Origin of the sequence: Allorhodopirellula heiligendammensis (genome assembly GCF_007860105.1) — a bacterium.
In the GTDB taxonomy this organism is placed as follows: Bacteria; Planctomycetota; Planctomycetia; order Pirellulales; family Pirellulaceae; genus Rhodopirellula; species Rhodopirellula heiligendammensis.
Map to the genome: position 1 here is coordinate 1,962,880 of NZ_SJPU01000001.1, position 22,030 is coordinate 1,984,909.

A 22,030-nucleotide genomic window follows, 5' to 3' on the forward strand; every position below is an offset into this window, starting at 1 on the left:
CCAGTCGGTCGTAAGCAGGCAACTGGCGGGACATCGCCACGAGATGCACCGGGGCGACTGCGGAACTGGAGCAACAGAGGGAGATTGGCGCGAATTCATTAATGAATGGGGGCTACGAGAATGATGGCGAACAGAACTTATTAGTGACGCACACCTGGGGCCAAGCGTCAAGGCAATGGTGATCGAAACATCGACCAAGCAGATTATCAAGGCCACAGAATCGTCATGACCGTTCGATCAATCAGAGCCGCTACAGACCACCACTGAACGAGTCATAACCGAGCGAATTGGCAAACTTTCCACTGACAGAATTGCTTTCGTGACCGATATCTACTTGTGCATCGGTAAGCTTTGCTTGGTTTACCGAATCGGCAAATCGCACTGAGTCGGACTTGGGCCTCCCTGTGGCCAATCACCAACGTCGGTGCTGATGAACAAATTTCCTCTCAAAAGAATCCATGGAGACCTTACGATGCGTCGTATTCTAGTACCTGCTGTTTTGGCTGTCGCGTTGCTCGCCGGAAATGCTTCCAGTGCAAGTGCCTTTGGCCACATGAAGTCGCTCTTTGGCGGTTGTGACTCCGGTTGCGACACAGCTTGCGAGCCTGTTTGTGGCTGTGAGCCAGTTTGCGAACCCGTTTGTGGTTGCGAAACCATCGTCGAGCCAGCCTGTGGCTGCGAACCAGCGTGCTGCACCCCCAAGAAGGGCCTGCTTCACAAGCTGTTCCATCACCACAAGAGCTCCTGCGACACCGGTTGCTGCGAAGTTGCTGCACCCGTCTACTGCGAACCAGCCTGTGGTTGTGAGCCAGCCTGTGGTTGCGAAACCTCTTGCTGCGACTCGAAGCCATGCCGTCCCTTCGGTGGCTTCTTCGCCCGCATGTTCGAAAAGAAGAGCTGCTGCGACAGCGCCTGTGAGTCAGCTTGCGAACCCACCTGCGGTTGCGAGCCCACCTGCGGTATCGAAGCACCTTGCGGCTGCAACTAAATAACGTTGCCGTTGTCAGAACCTCGCGTGAGCGGACTGTACTCCATCCAAAGTGCGTCCGTAACGTCCAGAAATATCGAACGTCAGGCATGCTCCTGAACTGATTTTAGCCAACCCCGTGTTTGGAATTGAATTCCAAACACGGGGTTTTTTCGTGTCAAGCTGCAACGAGATGGTGCCGAACTTTCCGTAAGGCAAACAATTGTGGTAGGCATACGTACTTGTTAAATTAGGCAGTCCCGACGGAATGTTCGGGGGACGGCAGCGTTCTGACTAGTTCTGTGGCGAAATCTTCCCCGCGTGTCAGATCTCCTGCCCACCTACCTCACCTGACCGCTTGCTGATCAATGTTGACCGCGCAAGCTGCCCACCTCCACACTTTTTTCTAGATGGAAAAACTTCTTATGAGCAATCGAACTAATCGTCGTCGTTTTCTAAGTCAGTCGGCGGCCGTGTCTGCGGGCGTCGGCTACTTTGCCGGCACCTCGCTGGCAGCGGACGAGAAACCTGCCTCGGCGTTGAACGCGTTGTCAGCTGGCTGCATCGGAGTTGGTGGTAAGGGTGGTAGCGATACCAGCCACATCGGCAAACAAGGTGTCAAGATCGCTGCGCTGTGTGACGTCGATCGCGATACTCTCTCCAAGAAGGGGCGTGAGTTCCCCGACGCCGAGCACTTCGACGACTATCGTGAGATGCTCGATAAATTGGGCGATAAAATTGACATCGTGACGTGCAGCACGCCCGATCACAATCATGCCGCGGCATGTGTCAAAGCCATGAATATGGGCAAGCACATCTATTGCCAGAAACCCCTCACCTGGTCGATCAAAGAAGCTCGTGTGATGCGAGATACCGCTGCAAAAACTGGCGTGATCACGCAGATGGGAAATCAGGGCACCAGCGAAGATGGACTGCGAGAAGCAGTCGAAGTGATCCGCAGTGGCGCAATCGGCGACGTTTCCGAAATTCACATTTTTTCCAATCGCCCGGTTTGGCCACAGGGCGGCGGCCGTCCCGATAAAGTCGACCCAATTCCGGATTCGCTGAACTGGGATGCCTGGATCGGCCCTGCACCGATGCGTCCGTTTGTGTCTGGCATCTACCACTCGTTCAACTGGCGAGGTTGGGTCGATTTCGGCACCGGTGCACTCGGCGACATGGCTTGCCATACCACCAATATGCCCGTCATGGCTCTCAAACTGTGGGATCCAATCGCTGTCACGGCTGTGAAGAATCCAGGGATCGTCGAAGGCGAGCAGTTCCCTGCCAGTAGCGAATTGATGTTTGAGTTCCCCGAACGCGAAGGCCTCGTCGCCTGCAAGTTTCATTGGTACGACGGCGGCAACCTGCCACCAGAGAGAATCATTTCGCAACTTCCAAAATCGTTCCAAAATCGTGTCGCTAAACAGCGCGAAGGTGGACCGAAAATGTCAGGTGCCATCATCGTCGGCAGTAAGGGTATTCTGTTCTCGCCAGATGATTATGGAGCAAAGTACTACCTGTTGCCCGAAGACAAATACACCGATTACAAAGTCCCCGAGCAAACCCTGCCCCGCATCCCTTACAAGGGTGGCGGCGACGAACGTCAGAAATGGGAATTCGTTCAGACCGTCAAGGGCGAGTATGAACCAGGCACGATGTCGAACTTCGGCTACGCGGGCCGCTTGACCGAAACGATTTTGGTCGGCAACCTGGCGATGCGTGCAGGTGAAGGGCAACGTATTGAGTGGAATGCCAAGGACCTCACGAGCCCCAACGTCGAAGCAGTTAACCAGTTCGTCAATCGCGAGTATCGCGAAGGCTGGACACTCGGTTAAGCCGCAAGAAAATGCGACTTACTGGCGGTGTGTGCTTCGCGCCTCCGCCAGCGAATTATAGAAACCTAGACAGCACGGATGACGCTGCCGGTGACCTGTCATCGGCATTTGTCGCCCCGTCCGCGGGATTTCAGAGATTCTGGAGTTGGGGACTAGCGTGCACAACGTCTGCCCCAACCCCAGCTTTTCAAGTCGCCAATGAGACTGAGCAACAAGTCTATTCCCTGCTTCCGCGCTGAGTCGGCATTTCGCTATCGTGTTCACTCTTCGTAATGAAGCCGTCATCGTTCTGGTCCAGTCGTTTCCACAAAGCTGGCCCGCCTCGAAACTCTTTCTCGCTGATCCGTCCGTCACGATCGCGATCCTGGCTGGCGACGACCTTCCGCCACGAAATTCCTGGTCTGCGTGGTTCGCGATCGGGTGATTGCTGCGACGAAGAAGTATTGCTCACGGTACTCTCGGATGTAGTTGCAGCCGGTTCCCCGACGGTGTTACCGTCTCGTTTCAGATACTCGTCAAAAAAGTTGCGCACCATTTCGCTGACTGACGGATCATGGAACCCAATTCCGCCGTGCCCCGCTCCGTCAATGGTGTGAAAATGGGCAGAGACCTCAGCCTTTTTTAGCGTCTCAAAGAGAAGCTTGCTTTGATTGAGGGGCACCGTAGCGTCCTGCCTTCCGTGCACGATCAAGAACGGCGGATCGTTCTCGTCAACATAAGTGATCGGGTTGACTCGACGGACCTTCTCAGGATTCTCTAGTACGAGCCCGCCAATCAACTTGGATTCCGGTGAGCCAGCGGCAGCATGCCCCTCGTATCGAGGCGTGGTCACGAACACATTGAAATCCGTCGGTCCGTAGAAATCACAAACAGCCTGAACGCCGCTGGATTGATCGAGATTTTCTCCTACGTCAAACGCTTCGAAACCACCGCTGGTGCCGATGAGGGCGGCGAGATGCCCTCCGGCCGAGCTGCCCCAGACGCCCACTCGATCCGGATCGAGATGGTATTCATCGGCATGCGCTCGAAGCCAACGGATAGCGGCCTTGCAATCTTCGATCTGGGCGGGAAACGGAGCCTGGCCGGTGAGCCGATAGCCAATGCTGGCTACTGCGTATCCCTGTTGGGGGTACCCCGCGCGAAGCGGCGGGCAACCATCTTTGCTGCCCCCTTGCCAGCCGCCCCCGTGTATCCAGAGAAGTAAGGGAAGCATCTCCGAAGCATCCGGCACGTAGAGATCAAGTCGCTGGCGACCGTCGCCGCCAGGGACGTAAGCGAGATCACGGTGGGCCGTCACACCATCAAGCAATCTTGACTCAAGCAACCTTGACTGAACTTGGGATCGCGGCATCGGGCGGCGCGCAGTCTGTGCGAATGCCGGCAGGGCAATCCAAATCGTCGCTGCCGAAAGACAAACTGTAAGGATGGTCGATTGAGATAATCTATTCATGAGTGTCTTGCAGGGGGCAACGAGTTCTAAGTGGTTCGGATTTAACCCAAGAAATTTCATTATGTTTCGCGGGCAACTTTGCAAAACCGTTGCCGCTCTCATCGGTGCTTGGAGCAATCACCGTTGAGGGATGGTTTCACCCGAATACCAACCAGCTTGTCTTAACTCGGCGGCGTGAACTTCCCGTAACCGCATCTGCTACAATCGCATTCAATCTCGTCGCTGGTGGAGTTGTCGAGGCAACGACGTCGTAGATACCGTCAAGGCCATCTGCACCCACGTTCTTCCTGTCCAGTGGCGGCAGACGAGCCCCGCTCATAGCGAATGACCAACCGATCGATGCGTGCGTGTTTTGACTTGCTCTACCGCCAACGGCGTCGATTCTCCGGCAATCGCGTAGGCTTCAGAACTAAAAGTATTCGATCAAATATGAAGTATCAACTTTGCGTCGCCGCAATACTCACTCAGTCGTTGTTAACCATGGGCGTTGTCTCGTCTCAATCGAGCGTCGCTCCCGAGTCGATCCCGACCTCGTCGGAGAGTCGCTTTCCGACGCCATACAATTCCGAACCCGAAAAGACCGAACCCATGTCGGCCGAAGAAGCGGCGGCGACGGCGGTGTTGCCGCCAGGATTTCGGTGCGAAGTATTTGCCAGTGAGCCCGACGTACAGCAACCCATCGCGATGTGCTTCGATGATCGTGGGCGAGTTTGGGTGGCGGAGTGTTACACCTACTCTGAAAAACCTGGGACTTGGGACAATGATTTGCGAGATCGCATCATCATTCTCGAAGATACCGATGGAGACGGGCGTGCCGACAAACGCGATGTTTTTTGGGACGAGGGCGTACATCTGACAAGTGTGGCAAAGGTGGACGGTGGTGTTTATGCCTTGTGCCCGCCGCAACTCCTGTTTCTTCCAGATGCCGACGGCGACGATATTCCTGATAGCGCCCCTCAAGTATTACTGGATGGGTTTGATATCGGCTCGAGCAGCCACAACGTTGCGAGCGGTTTGAAAGTTGGCCCTGATGGCTGGCTGTACGGCCGGCACGGCATCTTGTCAGTCTCGATGGTGGGTGCTCCTGGCTCACGAGACAACCAACGTACACCGGTGAATACAGCAATCTGGAGATATCATCCGGACCAGCAGATATTTGAAGTGTTTTGCAATGGCGGAACAAATCCATGGGGATTGGATTGGAATGCTGACGGGCAACTGTTCTACACCAACACCGTAATTGGCCACTTATGGCACGCGATTCCGGGTGCATACTACGAACGTATGTTCGGTGCTCACTCGAACCCACACGTCTATCAAGTGATTACGCACACTGCCGATCACGTCCACTGGGACACAGGTGAGAAATGGTCCGATATTCGAGCAGGGATGAGCAACAGCACGGCTGAGTTAGGAGGCGGCCACGCTCACATGGGCTGCATGATCTATCAGGGCGGTGTCTGGCCGGACGAATACGTTGGAAACTTATTTACGTCCAATTTTCATGGTCGTCGGATCAACATGGATATTCTTGAACGTGAAGGCTGTGGCTATGTTGCCCATCACGGTAAAGATTTCATGCTGATGAAGGATCCTTTCTACCGCGGCCTCGATGTGCTAGCGGGACCCGACGGACAGATGTGGATCAACGATTGGTCAGACACCGGCGAGTGCCACGATAACACGGGGCTACATCGTTCTAGCGGTCGTATTTACCGGGTCGTTTACGAAGGTGGAGAGAAGAGCGGAGCGAAGGCCCAGGGCACGGACTGGCTCGCGGCGAGATCGCGTTCTGATTTTGGCACAACTGATATTGAATCGATGCTTACCTCCGCGGGTGAAGCGAAACGTGCCTTGGGCGTGCGCTATTTGTGCGAAGACGCTGCGGAGGATCCCACCACGATTGATCGCCTGCTTCAGATTGCTAACGAGGATACTTCGGGTTTAGTCCGACTGGAGGTCGCCGCTGGTCTCCAGCGATTGCCCGTGTTGCATCGACTTGAGATTGCATCGGTGTTGTGCCAACACAGGGAGGACGCAGACGATCGCCAACAGCCGCTGATGATTTGGTACGGCATTGAGCCAGCCGTGGCGGCGAGTCCCGAAGCCGCTGCGAAGCTCGCGATCGAAACGCAAATCCCTACGATTCGACGTTTAATTGCTCGCCGATTGGGGGAGTCGATTGAGGACGATCCGGAAGCCGTTGATCGCTTGCTCGCTTCAGCACTCATCCCTGAAAATCGCGGCAAACTGACAGAGATTTTGCGTGGACTTGACGAAGGACTTCGGGGGCGCACCAGGGCAGACGCGCCGCCACAATGGGAATCTGTAGTCGCAGCAGTTCAACGCGATGGTTTCACAGAAGAGAAATCGTTGGTTCGAGAACTTTCACTGGTATTCTTGGATGGTCGCACTCGCAAGACTGTTTTCGATTTGGCATTCAATGTGGACGCCGATCCCGCCATGCGCCGCGCCGCTCTGGCCAGCTTGATGCGCCAACCCACTGCCGACTTGTTGCCGAAATTGTTAGCGGCCGGGAACGATCACGTGCTCGCCAGTGATGTGGTGCGAGCGTTTGCCTATTTCGATGATCCGGTGGTCGCCGAACGCCTGATGGATCGTTGGAATCGATCGCCTCTTGACCGCGTCGCGGCGATCGATTCACTGGTCGCGAGGATCACGCACACAAGCCGGTTGCTTGACGCCATCGAAGCAGGGACGATGCCGAGTACCGCTATCTCGCCGTATCAGGCTCGACAGATTGACAACCATGGCGATGCCGAGCTCAGTGAGAGGTTGCGAAAACTGTGGGGAAACCTCCGCGATACACCCGCCGACAAGCGTCAAGATTTACAACGTTTGAAAACCATCTTGACGAAGGACCGAATAGGTCGTGCGGACGCCCGCTTGGGAAAAACGCTGTTTATGAAACAATGTTCGGCCTGCCATCAGCTGTACGGCGATGGGCATTCCGTCGGCCCCAACCTGACCGGGAGCGACCGCCAGAATCTCGACTATCTGCTTAGCAATATGATCGACCCAAGTTCCGTGGTGGCCTCCGCCTACCGCATGAGCGTTCTCGTACTCGACGACGGCCGTGTCCTTTCCGGCGTTGTGACGAATGAAACGGTGCGGACCATCGCAATTCAGACCCAACAACGAGTTGAGCATGTCGATAAAGAGTCGATTCTAGAACGCAGAATTTCTGATCTTTCGTTGATGCCCGACGGTATCCTTTCGCAGTTGAGCGACGACGATGTTGCTAACTTGATAGCGTACCTGATGACGCAACGCCCCCTCGACTCGGTGTCGACCACTCCATGATGGAAATTCCATCGCGAACAAAGGATGCAAGCCGCGATGGTGGCGCCGCACGCGATGGTGGCGCCGCATACCACGAAAACTTGCATTTGCAACCGCGCGGGGAGTTGGTCTTTGGGTAGGTTGATGAATAGAATTTGATTTCTGTTGCGTCCTGCACTTCCGAATGAGGCATCTACTATGGAACCCCCTACCGAAAATCACGACGTTGCGGTCGGTACCTTTGCATCCCACGTCGAAGCTGAATCAGCCATCAAGCAACTACACCATGCCGGCGTGGACCTTGAGCGTTTGTCAATCGCCGGTAAGGATTACCACACCGAAGAGCACGCCGTCGGTTACTACAACACCGGTGATCGCATGAAGTACTGGGGTGCTATCGGAGCGTTTTGGGGTGGGATGTGGGGCGTTTTGATTGGCTCTGGATTGTTTTGGTTACCAGGAATTGGGCCATTGGTTGTTGCCGGGCCGCTCGTGGGCGCGATCGTTGGCGGGCTCGAAAATGCAGTCGTCTCCGGTGCTATGGGCGCCCTCGGTGGAGCGATTTACAGCATTGGGATTCCGAAGGACAGTATTGTCCAATACGAATCGACACTGGGAGAGGGAAAGTTCTTGGTGATCTATCACGGTCCAGCCGACGAAGTTGCCAAGGCACGCGAAATCCTCGCTCAAACGGCGGCGTTGACTGTCGACCATCACATCAACCAGGAGCAGGCAACTTAGTCGGCACAAACAAACGCTCGCAGTGTCCCACCGCGCCCATCCAAGCAGGTTGAAATTGCAGCAGGAAGCCTCGCGGATGTTCGGCGACACACTTCGGGGAGCCTATGTCGAATTAACATCGGCTCATCCGACTGCGCATGACTACGCAATGGCAGTGAAAACACGTTGGTGAAACCGTCTCACTGTCGCAAGGTCGCCACCGTTGCATCCGATGAGGCTCTCAGATTAGGCAACGGCAAGCACAGGCGAGGCGACAACCTATCCAAACAGGTGCCTCCATTGGCCCCGACGTCGCTTCGCGGGTCTGCAGGCGATGGTCCTTCTCAGAATTGCCCAATCTCTCAGCTAGGTTGTACAATAATATGGGTTAGGAAGCCGATTCGAATTTCGCCTTCAGTTCCTTGAGCGTCGCACGTTCACTGGCAGTCAATCCGGTCGGGTCGAGCTTATCCAGATCAAGATCCCGCCAATTTCTCGCCGCTTGCGACTCCTTCTCCTGAACGACCTGTGCCAAAATAACGTGGAAGAGGTGTCGTGGCTCACGCGATGCCGCGAACGCCTCAGCAAATGTTGCCTCCGCTTCGGCGAGTCGTCCCGATGCCATCAAAACGACACCTTTCGTATCGAGCAGCTCCGGATTTTGATTGGTCAAGCGTAAGGCCGTGTTAATGGGACCGAGCCCTTCAGATGCACGTTCTGGGATTTCCGCGTACGACATCGCCAGATTGTTCAGTGCGCGAACGGACTCAGGATTGACCTTCAACGCATTGACAAAGCATTCTGCCGCTTGATCATATTCTCCCTCGGCCATTTTGAGAGTTCCCAAGCCTTCGAGGAATGCCGCATTGTCTTCGAACCGTTTACTCGCATCATCGAGTGGGTCCTTATTGGCGCTGATCAGGGAGGCCTGCGTTTCACTATCTTTGAAGTTCAGCAGTACTTCGACGAGCAGTGTCGCAGACTGAGCATCTTGATATTTCGCGTAGTGCTCCGCACATATCCGGACGGCATCTTCGAGCTTGTCGACTTGCCCCAGGGCAACGATGTAGGGTCCCAGTGCTTGGGTGGGAAACTCTCGATAGGCACGTTCGAACCACGGCACCGATTCTTCGACAAACCCTAGTCGCTGCAGTGAACTCCCTGCTGCAGCCAACACGCCGAGTGCTTGTACTGTCGCTTGGTCATTCAACTCGTCGGACTTACCAGGAGTGAATTTGCTTAGGGAACGTCCAGCCCAGTCGTCAACGATTCCTGGCATTTGATCACGCCGTCCCTGACGCTCGGCGAACCTCGCAGCCACCTCGAGTGCTTGCAACGAATTCCCAGCAAGAGCGTCGAGTTTTTTGATTAAGTTCCTGATTTTCGCGTCATCGTCGGCATCTTTTTGATTGAGCAGGTAACTCGCGTATTGATAAACATCGCTTGCTTCAGCCGCAACGCTGTCCATTAGTCTTTGATAGAGCGCGCGAATTTCAGTATCGATCTGCGTCAACTCGGGTTGTGACAGGTCCTTTAAGATATTGGGCTCCTGTTGCAGGAGCGATGCCAGGTATCGGGTTGGTGTCCTCCAGTCGCCGCTTTGCTTCTTCACTAAGCCTTGCAAGATTGTTTTGGCCTGATCCAGCCGCACGCGAGCGGGCTTCGAGCCGGCATCCACACGCAATTCTCGCACTGCTTCGCTTCCGAGCAGAATAGCGTGCATCACCTGATTACTCGTGGCACCACCGCCTGAACCAGCTAGCAGATCTCCGATTGCCTGCCAATTCACCGGCTGGCCATCGGCACTGCGCGCGACCAGTTTTTGGGCGAGTAAATTACGTAGACGATCGTTGGTTTGATCTCTCTGCAGAGCCTTTCGTAACGCTGAGATCTCGTCGCTCGGCCGGTCGAGTTGGCGGTAGAGTTCCGCGAGCCTGAGCTGAGCGTCTGCGGTCGGATCGAGTTCATCCGCCCGGACGAGAAGTTGCAGGGCCTGCTCAAGGTCTTGCTTGGCAAGATAAGCTTGACTGAGCAACTTGTTTTGGGCAGGCTCAGGAAGATCACTGGATTCGATCTGTTCGATGAGCGCGTCGACTTTATCGTCTTGATTGAGAGTGATTGCCAAACGCAGATTCGCCGCGACGACACGCGCGTCCTCGTCTCCCGCGAGCTTCGTTGCTGCAGCGATCGCGTCCTCGACCCCCTTGGTGAGTTCAGCTTGCCGGGCTGCATCGCGAACGTTCGCCAATGCGGTGGTACCCGTCGCGGCAACAACCAATTGCGCGTTGACATCCTGAGGATGCTTGGCGGCGGCTTCCTTCGCCACGTCCATACTTTTGGTGTAGTCGCCCTGCTTCAATGCCAGGTCAATTAAGGTTGCGGAAAAGCGGTCGGACTGACCCGATGAATTCATCTCAGCAAATTGAATTTCCTGCTCCGCTTCTTCGATCCTGCCCAGAGCGATAAGTTGTTGCCACAGCAATTGCCGGGTTTGTAGGTTGGTACTTCCCGCGGCGATAGCCCGTCGTAACTGAGTGACGGCATTTCCTGCATCTCCATCGATAGCAGTAATTCTGCCTTGCAGCGCGATTGCATCTCCCCAACGAGGGCGCAGTGACAATATAAAGTTCGACAGCTGACGCGCTTGCGACAGACGAGGATCGTCCTGGTCTGCACCGCGAGAGGTTTCACTCAGCTCCTCGAGTAACTGATTGGCGCGAAGGTATCGCCAATACGTTCCATCCGCACCTTCGCGTTGTTTCAATTCCCTGAACCAATATTCATAAAGTTCATCGGAGGAAACCGTTTTTCCGTTAAGGGTGAGTAATTTGGAATCCGCCGGTAAACTTCCAGCCAGCTGAGCCACGACCATGAGAGTTTGTAAACTGAATTGATCGTCGGGGATTGCAGTCAGCGCTTGATAGGCGAGTTCGTTGTCCCGTCCACGAGAGGCGAACACGGCAGCGTCTTGCAGAATGCTCGCTACCGAGACTTGTGTCGATGCCGACGCCAATCGTTCATCGTTCACTCGGGCGGTCTCCATCAAGAGCTTCGCCGCTTCTACGTCTCGGCCCAACGCTGATAACGTGCGGGCACGAACGAGCGGTTCAAAGACGCCTCCCCGATCAGAGAGTTTTGACAACCGATCGAGAGCAGCCATTGCTTCCGAGTCAAGCTTGGCTTGAGCTAAACGTTCGGCAGCCAATGCCTGCAAATTCGCTTCATCGGGGTATTGCTTGGCCAGCTCATCGATCTGGCGGGCCAATTCTGGGGAACGCAGGTGAACCTCGGCGGCGACATTCTCAGGCGGAATGGTCAATTCGAAAGCTTCTACATAGTGCAAGCTCTCTCGTAACTGTTTGATTTCGGCCTCGGTTAAATCGTCTGGCGACTGCAGACTTGCTTGCAGCGGTTTTTTAAGCTCCGCTGCAGCGTCGCGAATCAAATGAAAGTTTTGCTGGTGAGGCTGCAACTGAGTCTGGATGATAAAACGCGACTCCATCTCTGAAATCGTGTTTAGCAGGGACGAATCGGATTCAATCAAATCCAATTGGCGCAACGAATTCAATTGATTCCCCGATCGGCTCCAAGCATCCGAGGCGAGTTTACGCAATGGCGTATTTTCGGGATCGAGGGTAACGGCTTTTTCGAGTGCCATCGCGGAGGCGTCCCAGACACCCTGATTGGCATAGTACCCAGCCAGATGAATCAATGCGTCAACGCGATCCTTGGAAGCGATATCTGCGTCAGAATCAACGACGTTTCGGAGCAGGCTGATCGCACCGACCTCATCACCTTGCCCAGCCAACAGGTAACTCTTGAGCACATCGAGTTGCCAGCGCGCCGCCGCAAGCTGTCGACCTTGAGCAATCCGCTCAGAGCGTGCAAGTTCAGCATCGGTGACCCGCGCCAGCTGCTTTTCAGACGAATCAATTGCATCTGCTAGCTGCTGCGTAGCCTTGTCTGCAGCCGCCCAATCGCCCTGGCTAGCATACACCGCCGCGATGGCACGCGGCAGCAGAATGCTATTTCCACCTACGATCTCGATGGCATTGTTCCAAGCCACCAGTGCCTCGTCCGAGCGATCCAAGCTTACGAGCAATTTGCCATATTCAAAATACAAACGTTCCAAAAGATTCATTGGTACCGAGGGCACTTCAATCACTGTTAGTAGCCGCAACTGTTCCAGCGCATGCTCTGGATCGGTCTCCTGATCCAATCTCGCCGCATTAAAAACAGCCAGAAAATCCCAGTAAGCCGTCGGCATGGGATTGGCAGTTAGCAACGACGCGCTCGGCCTCGAGGCTGGCTCGTTCGCAGCCTCAACATCCGCATTCTCCAGTGTCTGTGCGTGTGACAACTCCGCAAGGCGTTGCCGAGCTGGGACCGCGGCGGCGCGCAGCACCTTACTGGCTTGATCCATATCGCCTTTGGATTGCAGGTAGCGATGAAGGACGAGTTGCGCATGACTAGTCGACGTCTCACGGAGGGTGTCGACGGCCTGCTGCTCAATCGCATCGAGTTGCTTCGCTGAGAGCGATGCACCCCCACGTGAATCGCGAAAGAGTTCCGCATTGTCAGTTCGCGTGAACAGAAAGTGCGTGATCAGATCCAGATTTCGCGGGTTTTGCTGGAGGGCGGATCCAACCACAAACGTCGCCGGCTGATTGGCCAGCCATCCCCAATAATTCTCAACTCTGGCGACAGACTGGGGGTCTCGAGTGGAATAGCTACCGTCTGCGATCTCGCCTGCCAAGGCGAGCGCGAGCGAGGTCATTGCCTGCGGGTCGTTCTCGGGAGCATTGAGTTCCGAGATCTGCCGTTCAGCTTCACGATTCCACGGACCACCCAGCTGTATCAATCTCGCGATGAGGCGCACACGCAGGTCAGTCACTTTACTAGGGTCCTTGCTCCCAATCTGGCCGATTCCGCCACTCAATGCTTGGCGAGCAGCGTCAATCCGTTGACCGCGGGACGCTCTGTCCGCTTTGTCTGCGGCTTTGTCGGCGGCGATGGCCATTTGATAAATCGCATCGACGTCATCGGGTGCAAGCAGAGCATACCTCCGCAGCCATTTAGCCTGATCCTCAAAGTCTTGTTGCTTCTCGGCGTTCTTTGCAAGCTCCATGAACGTCGAGGCAGTGGTTGCAGAATGGTAGTAATACGAACCGATTGCTGCTATCAGCAGCGTCACCACCACCACCCCGGTGATCAGCAGTAGCTTGCCATTCCATTTCCAGCGATAGCGACGCGCCAGTGTTGCCGATTGGGCGCCATTGCCGATGCTCCGCGGCACTTCGGGAAGGTCCTTGGAGACATGGGATCCCGCAAGGTTGGAAGTTGTCGACGAAGGCTCACTGCCGGGAGAAACACCGTTGTCGTCGTCAACGCTTCGATTCGTGTCAGAGTGTGTCATTAAAATGATTACGATTCAGCGGTGCTGAGGTGGGAAGTAGGCCGTCAGAGGCGTTGGCATAAAAAAATGAAAATGCACCGGCGCGCTCGACTGCCGATCGAGCTCCAAATCGATTTATCTCATCATGAATTGGAACGATGATAACCGGCTGGCAAGACTAGCAGATATCCTTGTCGCAAACGCGATTCTTTGGGAACGCTACGTCGCCATCGTGTCCGGCAACGCGTAGTGGTAATTGCCGTAACGATATCCATATTGGCGAGCGGAGACACCTGAAAAAACGGTGCCTGCAACCGAGGCGCCAGCTGCTTGCAGCCGACGTGTGGTGCGCAAGACGTTTTCTTTCAAGCTCACATCTCGCATCACACAAATCAACGTCGCGTCCACGGCAGAAGCAATTGCGAGTGATTCCCCAGCCGCCAGCACCGGAGCGGTGTCGATCACGACGTAACGGTATGTCAACAATGCATCATCAACGAATGACTTGATACTCGTGGGGCTAACTAAGCGGTGGGGACTCGCCGACAACTGCCCAGCGGGCAAGATATGAATCAAACGGCCGAGAGATGAATTAACGGCCCCGTCAAGGGTCGACTTCCCAGCCAAAACTCCGGTGAAACCCGGCCCCATCTCGATCCCAAATATTTCATGTTGATCTGGGCGTCGCAAATCACCGTCGACCAACAGCACTGTTTCACCGGTGGACTTTGCCATCGAGAGCGCCAACTGGGAGGCGACACTGCTTTTGCCCTCGCCTGACATGCTACTGACCACCGCGATTGAGCGGATGTGGCGGGTATCGACCGACAAGAATAGGTTCGAGCGGAGCGAGTCGATACTCTCTTCAAAAACTCTTCGTGCCTTTTGAGAACCCGAGCCCGCGGGCAGTCGAGACACCTCGCCCAAAACAGGCGCCAAAAGCCCCGTTTTGTCGTGCGTCTCAGCGTCGGTAAGACGCTGTACCTTGAACTCCCAAAGCAACCCAATCAGGAACGGGATAACAAAGGCACCGGCGGAGGCCAACGCTAGCTTCTTGTAGGGCACTGCTTCCACGGGCGCCCTCGGTGGCGTTGCGGCGGCAAGCGTGCGCACGGCACCGTCTTGACGCCGTTCGGTCCGAATGGCGGCGACGCGTCCACGTAGCTTCGTCAACACATCCGAGGCAACCGCCTGCTCATCTTCAGCGAATTCCAATTCGGCTGTCATTCCTCCATACTGTTCCAGCCTCTCTCGTTCTTCGTCGTATTCCGACTGCACAACGTTCAATTCCGCAACCATCTCCTTGCGGCTACGTTCCCGTTCCTTGAGTTGGGCCTCTCGGTTTTTTGTTTCTTCAAGTTTCCGCTCCTGCTCAGTAAGAGCCAGCTGCCGCTTCTGCTGTTCCTGCTGCCACTCGAGGGTGCGCTCCGCGACCGCTTTGCGTTGCCGATAATCCTCATCAACGATCCGTTCGAGCTCCTTGGTAACGCGGGTGCGGGCGGAGTCTCGTTCCTGTTTCAACGTGTCTTTCGCATCCTCCAGGTTCTGCTTCATGTCGAGATAGTAATCTTTACTGATCCGAACCATGTCCTGAATTTCGAGATCCAGCACAACAGCGTTGTATCGATCCACCACCGCTCTGGCCGCCTTTACCTTGGCGTCACCGTCGATCGCGTTTTCGATTTCTCGCTCACTGACGGTTGCCTTCTGGATCTCTACCGCGGCAGCTGGCGCGGGGTCAGGCACTTTTGAACCGCCGACTTCTAATGCGGGCAACTCAGCTGCCATCACGTCGAACAAAGCCAGTTTAATTTTCAGGTCCCCCACCTGTGACCGAAGTTCCGACATGCGGGTCGCGTGCGCTTCGGAGTCACTTCGACCGATCGATTGCCCTGGAGCGTAACCAAACGATTTTTGTTTGAGCAACTGCACACGCTTACGCCGCTCATCAACTTCTTGCTCCCAACGCTGAATCTCGGGATCGAGCCAGCGTTCGAGATTATTCACACGCGTATTGTCGAATGAATCTCGCTGCCGCAGGTAAGATTCGACGATCGCATTGCAGACCTGTGCCGCCGCCTCGCGATCAGTGTCGGTATAACTGACAACCAGTCGCGAATCCGTTCCGCCACTGCCAATGGACAGGTTCTTGCGTAAGTTCGCTTCGGCAGTTTCGGGGTTGGATAGACTGGGAGCAGTCCGCAGGCTGGGGTCTGCCAATACCGGGTCAAGCACGATTGGATTGGTAAACAGATTCTTTTCCGTACGAGCCATATTCTCCATCACGGGCATCACGCCTTTGAAAACCACGAAGTCTTCGTTGGCTTCGAGAAGATAAGATGCTTGGTAACGGGGAACGAAACCTCGGATGACGACGAACGCAGCAATGCCAGCAAGGGCCGCTCCCAAGGGAATCGCCCACGGCCAACAACGACGAAATGTTACCCATAATATCCAAGGATCAAACGCTTTTGCCGCAGCGTCTCCGGAAGGTGCTGGCAACGTTCTGCCCTGTGTGCCTGGGACGCTGGCATGGCCACCCAAATTGTTATGATTATGAGACATATACTGTTGGTTCCTTCGAGCTCCTACCGTCGGGTGGATTTCGATCACTATAAAGATGAAATGAGCAGTCGGTGTTGTATCCGATCCGCTCGATCGATGCATAAAATGTTTCGCCGCGCCCTGAACCGCCACATCAAGCCGAACAGGCTAAGAAGCGTAAACGCACCCGCGGAAGCGAACGCGATCCTTGGATGGGCAGGGCCTTGCATGGGTGAGTTTGGGGTCGTCGCAACGCCGGTCGTGCGACGAACTTCGCTGTGACGGCGTGCGGCGCCACTGGATGTTATACGCCCACGGAGCTTGGTCAATCTCGTCAGCACATCCGCTGCTGCTTCGGGCAGCGAACACACTCGCACCGGTTGACGCTGTGCGAAAACAGAAGCGCGTTTCCGATCAGGCGAGTGGTCGGGGCTATGTGACATGTTCAGTGGGCTCCTTCAGACGGAAATGCATCGACCGACAGTGATGGTAAAATACTCAGTTCACGATACGTCCGATCAGCTCAGTCCATGTACAAAATCTCTCGCCGTCGCCTGCTCCACCGGTCGGTAGACCGCTTGCCAGTAACACTTCAGTAACCACAGCAGTCCAAATGCCGCTGGAATCATGCAGTACCCTGTCCAGTCATGAATCAAAGCCCGTTTCCCTTCACTACCCACCCACTGGTACAGCAATCCTACGGCGACAATCCGCATTGCGTTGACAAAAATCGCCAGCGGTACGACCGACAGCAGCAACACCAGGCGATCCCACCAAGATCGCTGGATACTTGCCGCCCAAAAACAAGCTAACGCAGCAACGCCGATAAAAATCCGCAGTCCCGAGCAGGCTTGCTCGACCATCAATCGCTGGTCGGCGATCCAGATCACGTGTGCTTCAGACACCGCAGGCTGGCCAAGAACCCGCAAAATCGCAGTGCTCAATCCCGTCGCGACCCCTTGTAGTTTCCAACTCAGCAACGTCTCGGCTTGATATGGCAACGGGATCATGAAGAACAGAAACCCAATTGCGGGCAGACTCCACCGCATCGCCGCGGGCCCCAGCATCACCCATACGATGCCAGCGATCAGCGGCAAAATTGCGTAGCCATCGAGGAAATCCATGTAGAGCAAGCGACTAGCAAACCGCATTAAGATAGCCAAGATTATCAATGACACCCCCCAGTAACTCGGCCGCCGGCGAACGCCTGGGAAGGTTTCACTGCGATTCGCCAGCAGCAAACCAGCCAGGAGTGGGACTAAATAGCCATGTGAATAGTCCGGCTCACTACGCCAGGTCGACTCCGCCCACACGAGTGTGGGCCAAAATGCATAAATGATCACCAGCAAGAGCGGCACAAAACGCACCAACCACCAACCCGTACTGCCGAGCGATGACATTGGCACGAGTTTCTCTGGTGCTACCAGCTTTGATGATTCACTCCGCGATGCATTCATCCCCGACGGAGTTACCAGTCGAGCAGGATGTCGTTTGCGATGTTGTCGTCTCGATTGCGCCACGGCAGAAATCCAAGTCCCGGCCAGCAAGGCCAGGTCCATATTGCAAAAAGGTGGGGAGCAGAGCGATTTGAATCTTAGGGAGCAGGCACTCGATCTGCCATCAGGCATTGCCCATTTGGCAGGTCGAACACTCGGCGAAGATTCTCTCTGGCGAGCTAAATAATAGCCACTCGTTGGGCGGGGGCAACCCGCAGGTTTACCGCTTTTGGAACGCGGTCGAAACTGTTCTGTATCCACAATTCCAGGTAAAACATGTGGAATCGCTCAAGTTGTTTAAAATCATTGTGCCAATGTCAGAAAATACAACCTCGTGCCCGCCTAATGTGTATTCTGGGCGAAACTAAGCCGAATCTGTTTTGACGCGATCGAGACTTTGATGGGTGATTTTGACAATTCTGAATTCTAGAAGATTGCGTCGCCAATCCGGAATGGGGTCTCACTGAATCATGACGTTCTGGACAGAATCGGAATGGAGGGTGTTTGCGAGCACAGCCAAGGAGAACCTGCAATTCGAACAAGAATTGCCGTTCGCCTTGATCGGTTCGGGAACGCATTGCCATCCACGGTTGCCGGTGCAGGCTGAGCTCGAGACGGCGTATTTTGCCTGCAGTTTCGATGATCGCATCGAACTCTGGCCGCTCTGTGCGGTAGCATTTCCAGCATGGGGAATTATTCCTTGCGATGTCGAAGTACTGCTAGGACACTACCGCCTGCGGTTCGAGAAGCACCCCAAACCTAGCCTGGAGCGAGCAGGGTCAAATTCGCCGCAAGACACCTCGTTGATCCCCGGCCCAGGTCAGATCCCGGGCGACATGCGGCTGACGATGGCGTGGGAGCAAAAGTCGGTGACGAAACCGATCGCACGCGCCGTGACCATCCTGGGCTCGCAACATCCCAGCGTTTGGCGCACACGGGGGCGGCAGATGCTTCCCTGTGATCACGCGTTGGTGTGTGCGAATCATCGGCTGTGGCTGGTCGACCTCCACCCCCCCGAAAATTCGATGAAAAATTCAGCCGTTTTTGAGTTGTTAGCCAACCAGGAATACTATCAGGTGGGCGACATGCGGCTCTCCTTAGGTCCAGCGAGCGTGGAATGTGAGGCGTCCGTAACTCGCCGAAAGCGTCTGCAATCGCGAGCCGATGCGAGCGAAACGAGCAAGTCGCATGGTTCGTCGGCGAGCACGTCGGTCAAAACCCTGCCAGCAGCTGAACGAGTCACGCGTGAACGGGCCATACCGGAAAGAGTTGCGACTGAAGGAGGTGGCAGTGCAGAGGACTACGAGAGAACCGACGCCAAATCAATGGTTCTGTCAAATACCGCCGCAACGAGCCCCACGCCAGTGCTCGAGGGCTTTGATTGCCCGGAGATGCTGACCTCTCGATTAACAGGCCGATTAGTGTCCATCAACCAGAGCCGGTTCACTCGCGCCAAGTCGCTGCGAGTTGGTGCAAGTGCGATCACTTTCGCCGCCGCGATCGCATTTCTTGTATGGCTATTTCAATGATAATTGCTTACCATCGGCACGCGGTTCGCTACATAAGCAGCATTATCCTTCATTAGCGGCGGCCCCATTACCCTTGCCGTCTTTATTTACCAAGAAAATGTGTTGGCTTAGCCGATACGTAATAGCATAAGTGACGATGTAAAATACGATGCAGATTGCCAAGTGCATGCGAAAATAGGTTAGGTACGCCATGACCCTCTTCTGGACCGGGATGCTCTGCGCGGCGATGTTTTTCGCATTATCGACGGTGGTAACCATCGTGTTGATCCGTTCAGCCCCCAAGATCGAAGACGAGGGCTCCAGCAGACGGTACCGGGTTCGCCGTCGCCACCGTGCGCAGGTCGAGGGTAAGCGGGTTCGTTGGACGTATCTTGATAAACGAGTGCTACGACGGAAAGGCAAAAGCCAGTCAGCGGTGTCGCCACGGAAGTGGTAAACGGCTAGTTCCGCAATCGCTCAAGGGCTTGAACTCTCGCTTCCAAGGCTTCTACTCTCTCATGGAGGCGAAGGACCAGTTGCCGCAGGTCGGTGCTATTCATCCCCGCTGGCGATGAGTTCTTTCCCACGTCCAAGCTAGACTCCCGCGGTGCTGCATCTCGCGTTTTAAATGGATTTTCGTTTTCAGTCCCGTTCGGAAGCCAGGCCTGCAGCTGCTTCTCGGTATCAGAAATGGCCTGTTCGATAACTGGCAGCGTGGGGTGCTTCGGACCGAGGTTGGCCCGGGTCCTCCGAAGATTCTTAAGGCTATCGGCGAGCTCGCGTCCGCGGTCGGTCAACAGAGCGGCCGGCGGGATACCGTCATTGAGCTTCATTCGGGGGTCGTTTCCAGCCTCCTGCGCCCCTGCGCTATCGCGCGCCGCTTGGTACGTTACCGCAAGTGGGGCCGCGACGCAGAACGCCAGGAGTAGCTGTTGAGGTATGCGTCTCATATTCGTTTCTCAATTGCCGTTTCGACCTGGGGCCGAGCGATGACAGTCAATTTCAAACAACCAACCAGTAGATTGCCAGTTTGACGTATTCGATCCAGATCGGTAAGTGCGTTTCAGCGCTCTCAGCAGGCAACGCGGCAGAATAGATGGAAACCTGGGTTTCAGGGGGGTAGGTACGCGTGAAGCAGAGTCGACTGCGACGAGTGTGCGGTGGTGAGGTGACAACGACAAGTCGCTTGACCTCTGGCAACTCTTGGAAAACTCCCATCGCTTCACTGCGTGAGCTCAACCAATCGTCGCCGTCGGCGTCGATCGATTGGATATCTGCGGCGGGAACTCCGAGCAGCTCCAAAAAATCGATTTCACGCTGCAGTCGGCTGTCGCTACGGTGGCGGACGAAGTTAAATCCCGCCGATTGCTGTTCATTGAGCAGCACGACTTGGTTGACACGGCGGAGGTGGTAGAGGTCGGCGGCGGCGCGTAGGCGTTCCCACATCGCTGGGCCATCGGCCATCACATAAGCGACCTCGCCTTCCGCCTGTTGATCATGAACATAGAGCGGAGTGATCAACCACCCTCGTACGGTAGCAGACGACGCGGCGAAGAAGCACGCGAGGGTGAGGCACAGCAATCCCCAGAATCGAAAACGCCAGCGTAGCGCTGCCGGCGGGAGAGTGCACTTGCTAGGCCCTTGAGTGAGCACCGGATGAATGACCTGAGTCGAGAGAGGGATGGCCTGCGGAGAACGCGACAGCCTAGGGAATTCCGCGGACAATGGGCGGGCCGATGCACTTGGTCAGCCACACAGGCAGTCGTTGCCAAATCCGAATGAGGCGTTGGTTCCCGCCGGCATCCGGGCGCATCTCGTTGGGGTCGCCCGTGCGGACATAATACTGCCAGCAGGCCGGGAACGGTCTCGCCCCCCACTGGGCTTTGAATTTGTAGGTCCCACTGCCCTCGCTGGAGCGTCCAAAATCAAACGTGTGGCTGCCTCGTTGAATCGCTCGCTGCAACAAATGGCGATACATCAGCATGTTCGCGTTGGTACGATTGAAAGCTCGCAGGCAACTAGCGCTGGGGACCTCGGTAACACCACCACGGTGGACCAGCAATCCGCCAGCGATCGTCTGACCTTCGTGACGGACGACGCAGAACTCCGCATCACCGCCAAACTCGGCGATGATTGACCGAAACAGTTGCTTCGAGAACACGGGTGTCCCTAAGTCTCGCATGTTATGGGCAAACACTGCATAGAAATCGTCGAGTACCGACAAACCATCGAAAGAAACCTCCAGCCCGTGCTCGCCTGATTTTCTGATCTGGCTACGCAGTTTTGACTTGAAGGATGTTTCGAGCTCCTCATCGGTAGCAGGCAGGGCTAGCCGCATGTGCACCTTGTCGGTGCGTTGAAAGTTGAAACTGGGATGCTCAATGGGCTTCTCATGGCGTAACTCCAAGTACTTGACCTCGAGTTCGTCAGCGAGCCCGCAAGCCCGGTCTACCAACGCAGTGGCGGCTGGTAGCGAGTCAGCCCAAACACCACCGGTGTTGACGTACGGTAGACTGACCAAGAATTTTCCGAAGATGGGGCCTTTTACAAACAGGAGCGGCAGCAGTCCAACGACCGCACCCGCATCTCGCGCTTCGAGCAGATAGGCCGTATGACCGAACCCTCGCTGCAAACTTGTCAGCCAATGCATATCATGGCTGGCTAAACGCGGAGCATAGGGATGGCGGGACATGGACGCGTTGGTTGGCGGCCATTGGAACGGCCAAGTGCTGAGTTGGATGTCCAAGAAACTCTCCGGTGTCTGGGGCGGCTTCCTGATAACGATCACACCGAGCCATAGAGGAGCTTA

General features: G+C 55.5%; 12 protein-coding genes. 5 read left to right on the forward strand and 7 right to left on the reverse strand.

All coding sequences use genetic code 11. From position 1 onward, the window contains the following. The first annotated feature begins 1,392 nt into the window (after positions 1-1,392). Positions 1,393-2,805, forward strand: a complete 1,413-nt coding sequence (locus tag Poly21_RS07485; protein WP_146406243.1) for a Gfo/Idh/MocA family protein — start codon at positions 1,393-1,395, stop codon at positions 2,803-2,805. A 217-nt stretch (positions 2,806-3,022) separates the two neighbouring features. Here Poly21_RS07485 and Poly21_RS07490 read toward each other — a convergent pair whose 3' ends face one another. Beyond that, positions 3,023-4,255 carry an alpha/beta hydrolase gene (locus Poly21_RS07490; RefSeq protein ID WP_302117998.1) on the reverse strand — a complete coding sequence of 411 codons (1,233 nt, stop codon included), beginning with the start codon at positions 4,253-4,255 and terminating at the stop codon, positions 3,023-3,025. Positions 4,256-4,684: 429 nt separating this feature from the next. On the opposite strand from Poly21_RS07490, the gene Poly21_RS07495 reads away from it, so the two are divergent. Next, a complete protein-coding gene (locus Poly21_RS07495) occupies positions 4,685-7,579 on the forward strand; it encodes a PVC-type heme-binding CxxCH protein (RefSeq protein ID WP_302118000.1) in 2,895 nt (964 codons plus the stop codon). A 177-nt stretch (positions 7,580-7,756) separates the two neighbouring features. Further along, positions 7,757-8,299 carry a DUF1269 domain-containing protein gene (locus Poly21_RS07500; RefSeq protein WP_146406246.1) on the forward strand — a complete coding sequence of 181 codons (543 nt, stop codon included), beginning with the start codon at positions 7,757-7,759 and terminating at the stop codon, positions 8,297-8,299. Between the two features lie 367 nt (positions 8,300-8,666). On the opposite strand, the gene Poly21_RS07505 is transcribed toward Poly21_RS07500, so the two are convergent. The 3 genes from Poly21_RS07505 to Poly21_RS07515 all read right to left on the reverse strand — a co-directional run bounded on the left by Poly21_RS07505 (position 8,667) and on the right by Poly21_RS07515 (position 17,617). Then, positions 8,667-13,694 (reverse strand): tetratricopeptide repeat protein, encoded by a 5,028-nt coding sequence (locus Poly21_RS07505; RefSeq protein ID WP_146406247.1) that lies wholly within the window; start codon positions 13,692-13,694, stop codon positions 8,667-8,669. Between the two features lie 198 nt (positions 13,695-13,892). After that, positions 13,893-16,238: a polysaccharide biosynthesis tyrosine autokinase gene (locus Poly21_RS07510; RefSeq protein WP_146406248.1), complete on the reverse strand. Its 2,346-nt coding sequence runs from the start codon at positions 16,236-16,238 to the stop codon at positions 13,893-13,895. Between the two features lie 497 nt (positions 16,239-16,735). Beyond that, entirely contained in the window at positions 16,736-17,617 is an 882-nt protein-coding gene (locus Poly21_RS07515; protein ID WP_302118485.1) for an exosortase/archaeosortase family protein, read from the reverse strand. Positions 17,618-18,183: 566 nt separating this feature from the next. Here Poly21_RS07515 and Poly21_RS07520 point away from each other — a divergent pair. Continuing rightward, the gene (locus Poly21_RS07520; RefSeq protein WP_302118003.1) at positions 18,184-19,242 is read left to right on the forward strand and encodes a hypothetical protein; all 1,059 of its coding nucleotides are present in this window, start codon (positions 18,184-18,186) and stop codon (positions 19,240-19,242) included. Positions 19,243-19,432: 190 nt separating this feature from the next. Then, complete coding sequence (locus tag Poly21_RS27230) at positions 19,433-19,678, forward strand: hypothetical protein (RefSeq protein WP_302118005.1); 246 nt, start codon at positions 19,433-19,435, stop codon at positions 19,676-19,678. Positions 19,679-19,682: 4 nt separating this feature from the next. Here Poly21_RS27230 and Poly21_RS07525 read toward each other — a convergent pair whose 3' ends face one another. From Poly21_RS07525 to Poly21_RS07535, 3 genes are all read right to left on the reverse strand, one after another. Further along, positions 19,683-20,171, reverse strand: a complete 489-nt coding sequence (locus Poly21_RS07525) for an accessory factor UbiK family protein (RefSeq protein ID WP_146406250.1) — start codon at positions 20,169-20,171, stop codon at positions 19,683-19,685. Between the two features lie 52 nt (positions 20,172-20,223). Further along, the gene (locus tag Poly21_RS07530) at positions 20,224-20,802 is read right to left on the reverse strand and encodes a YdcF family protein (RefSeq protein WP_302118007.1); all 579 of its coding nucleotides are present in this window, start codon (positions 20,800-20,802) and stop codon (positions 20,224-20,226) included. Between the two features lie 124 nt (positions 20,803-20,926). Continuing rightward, positions 20,927-21,913, reverse strand: coding sequence for a FemAB family XrtA/PEP-CTERM system-associated protein (locus Poly21_RS07535; protein WP_302118009.1), 987 nt, complete (start codon positions 21,911-21,913; stop codon positions 20,927-20,929). Positions 21,914-22,030 lie beyond the last annotated feature (117 nt).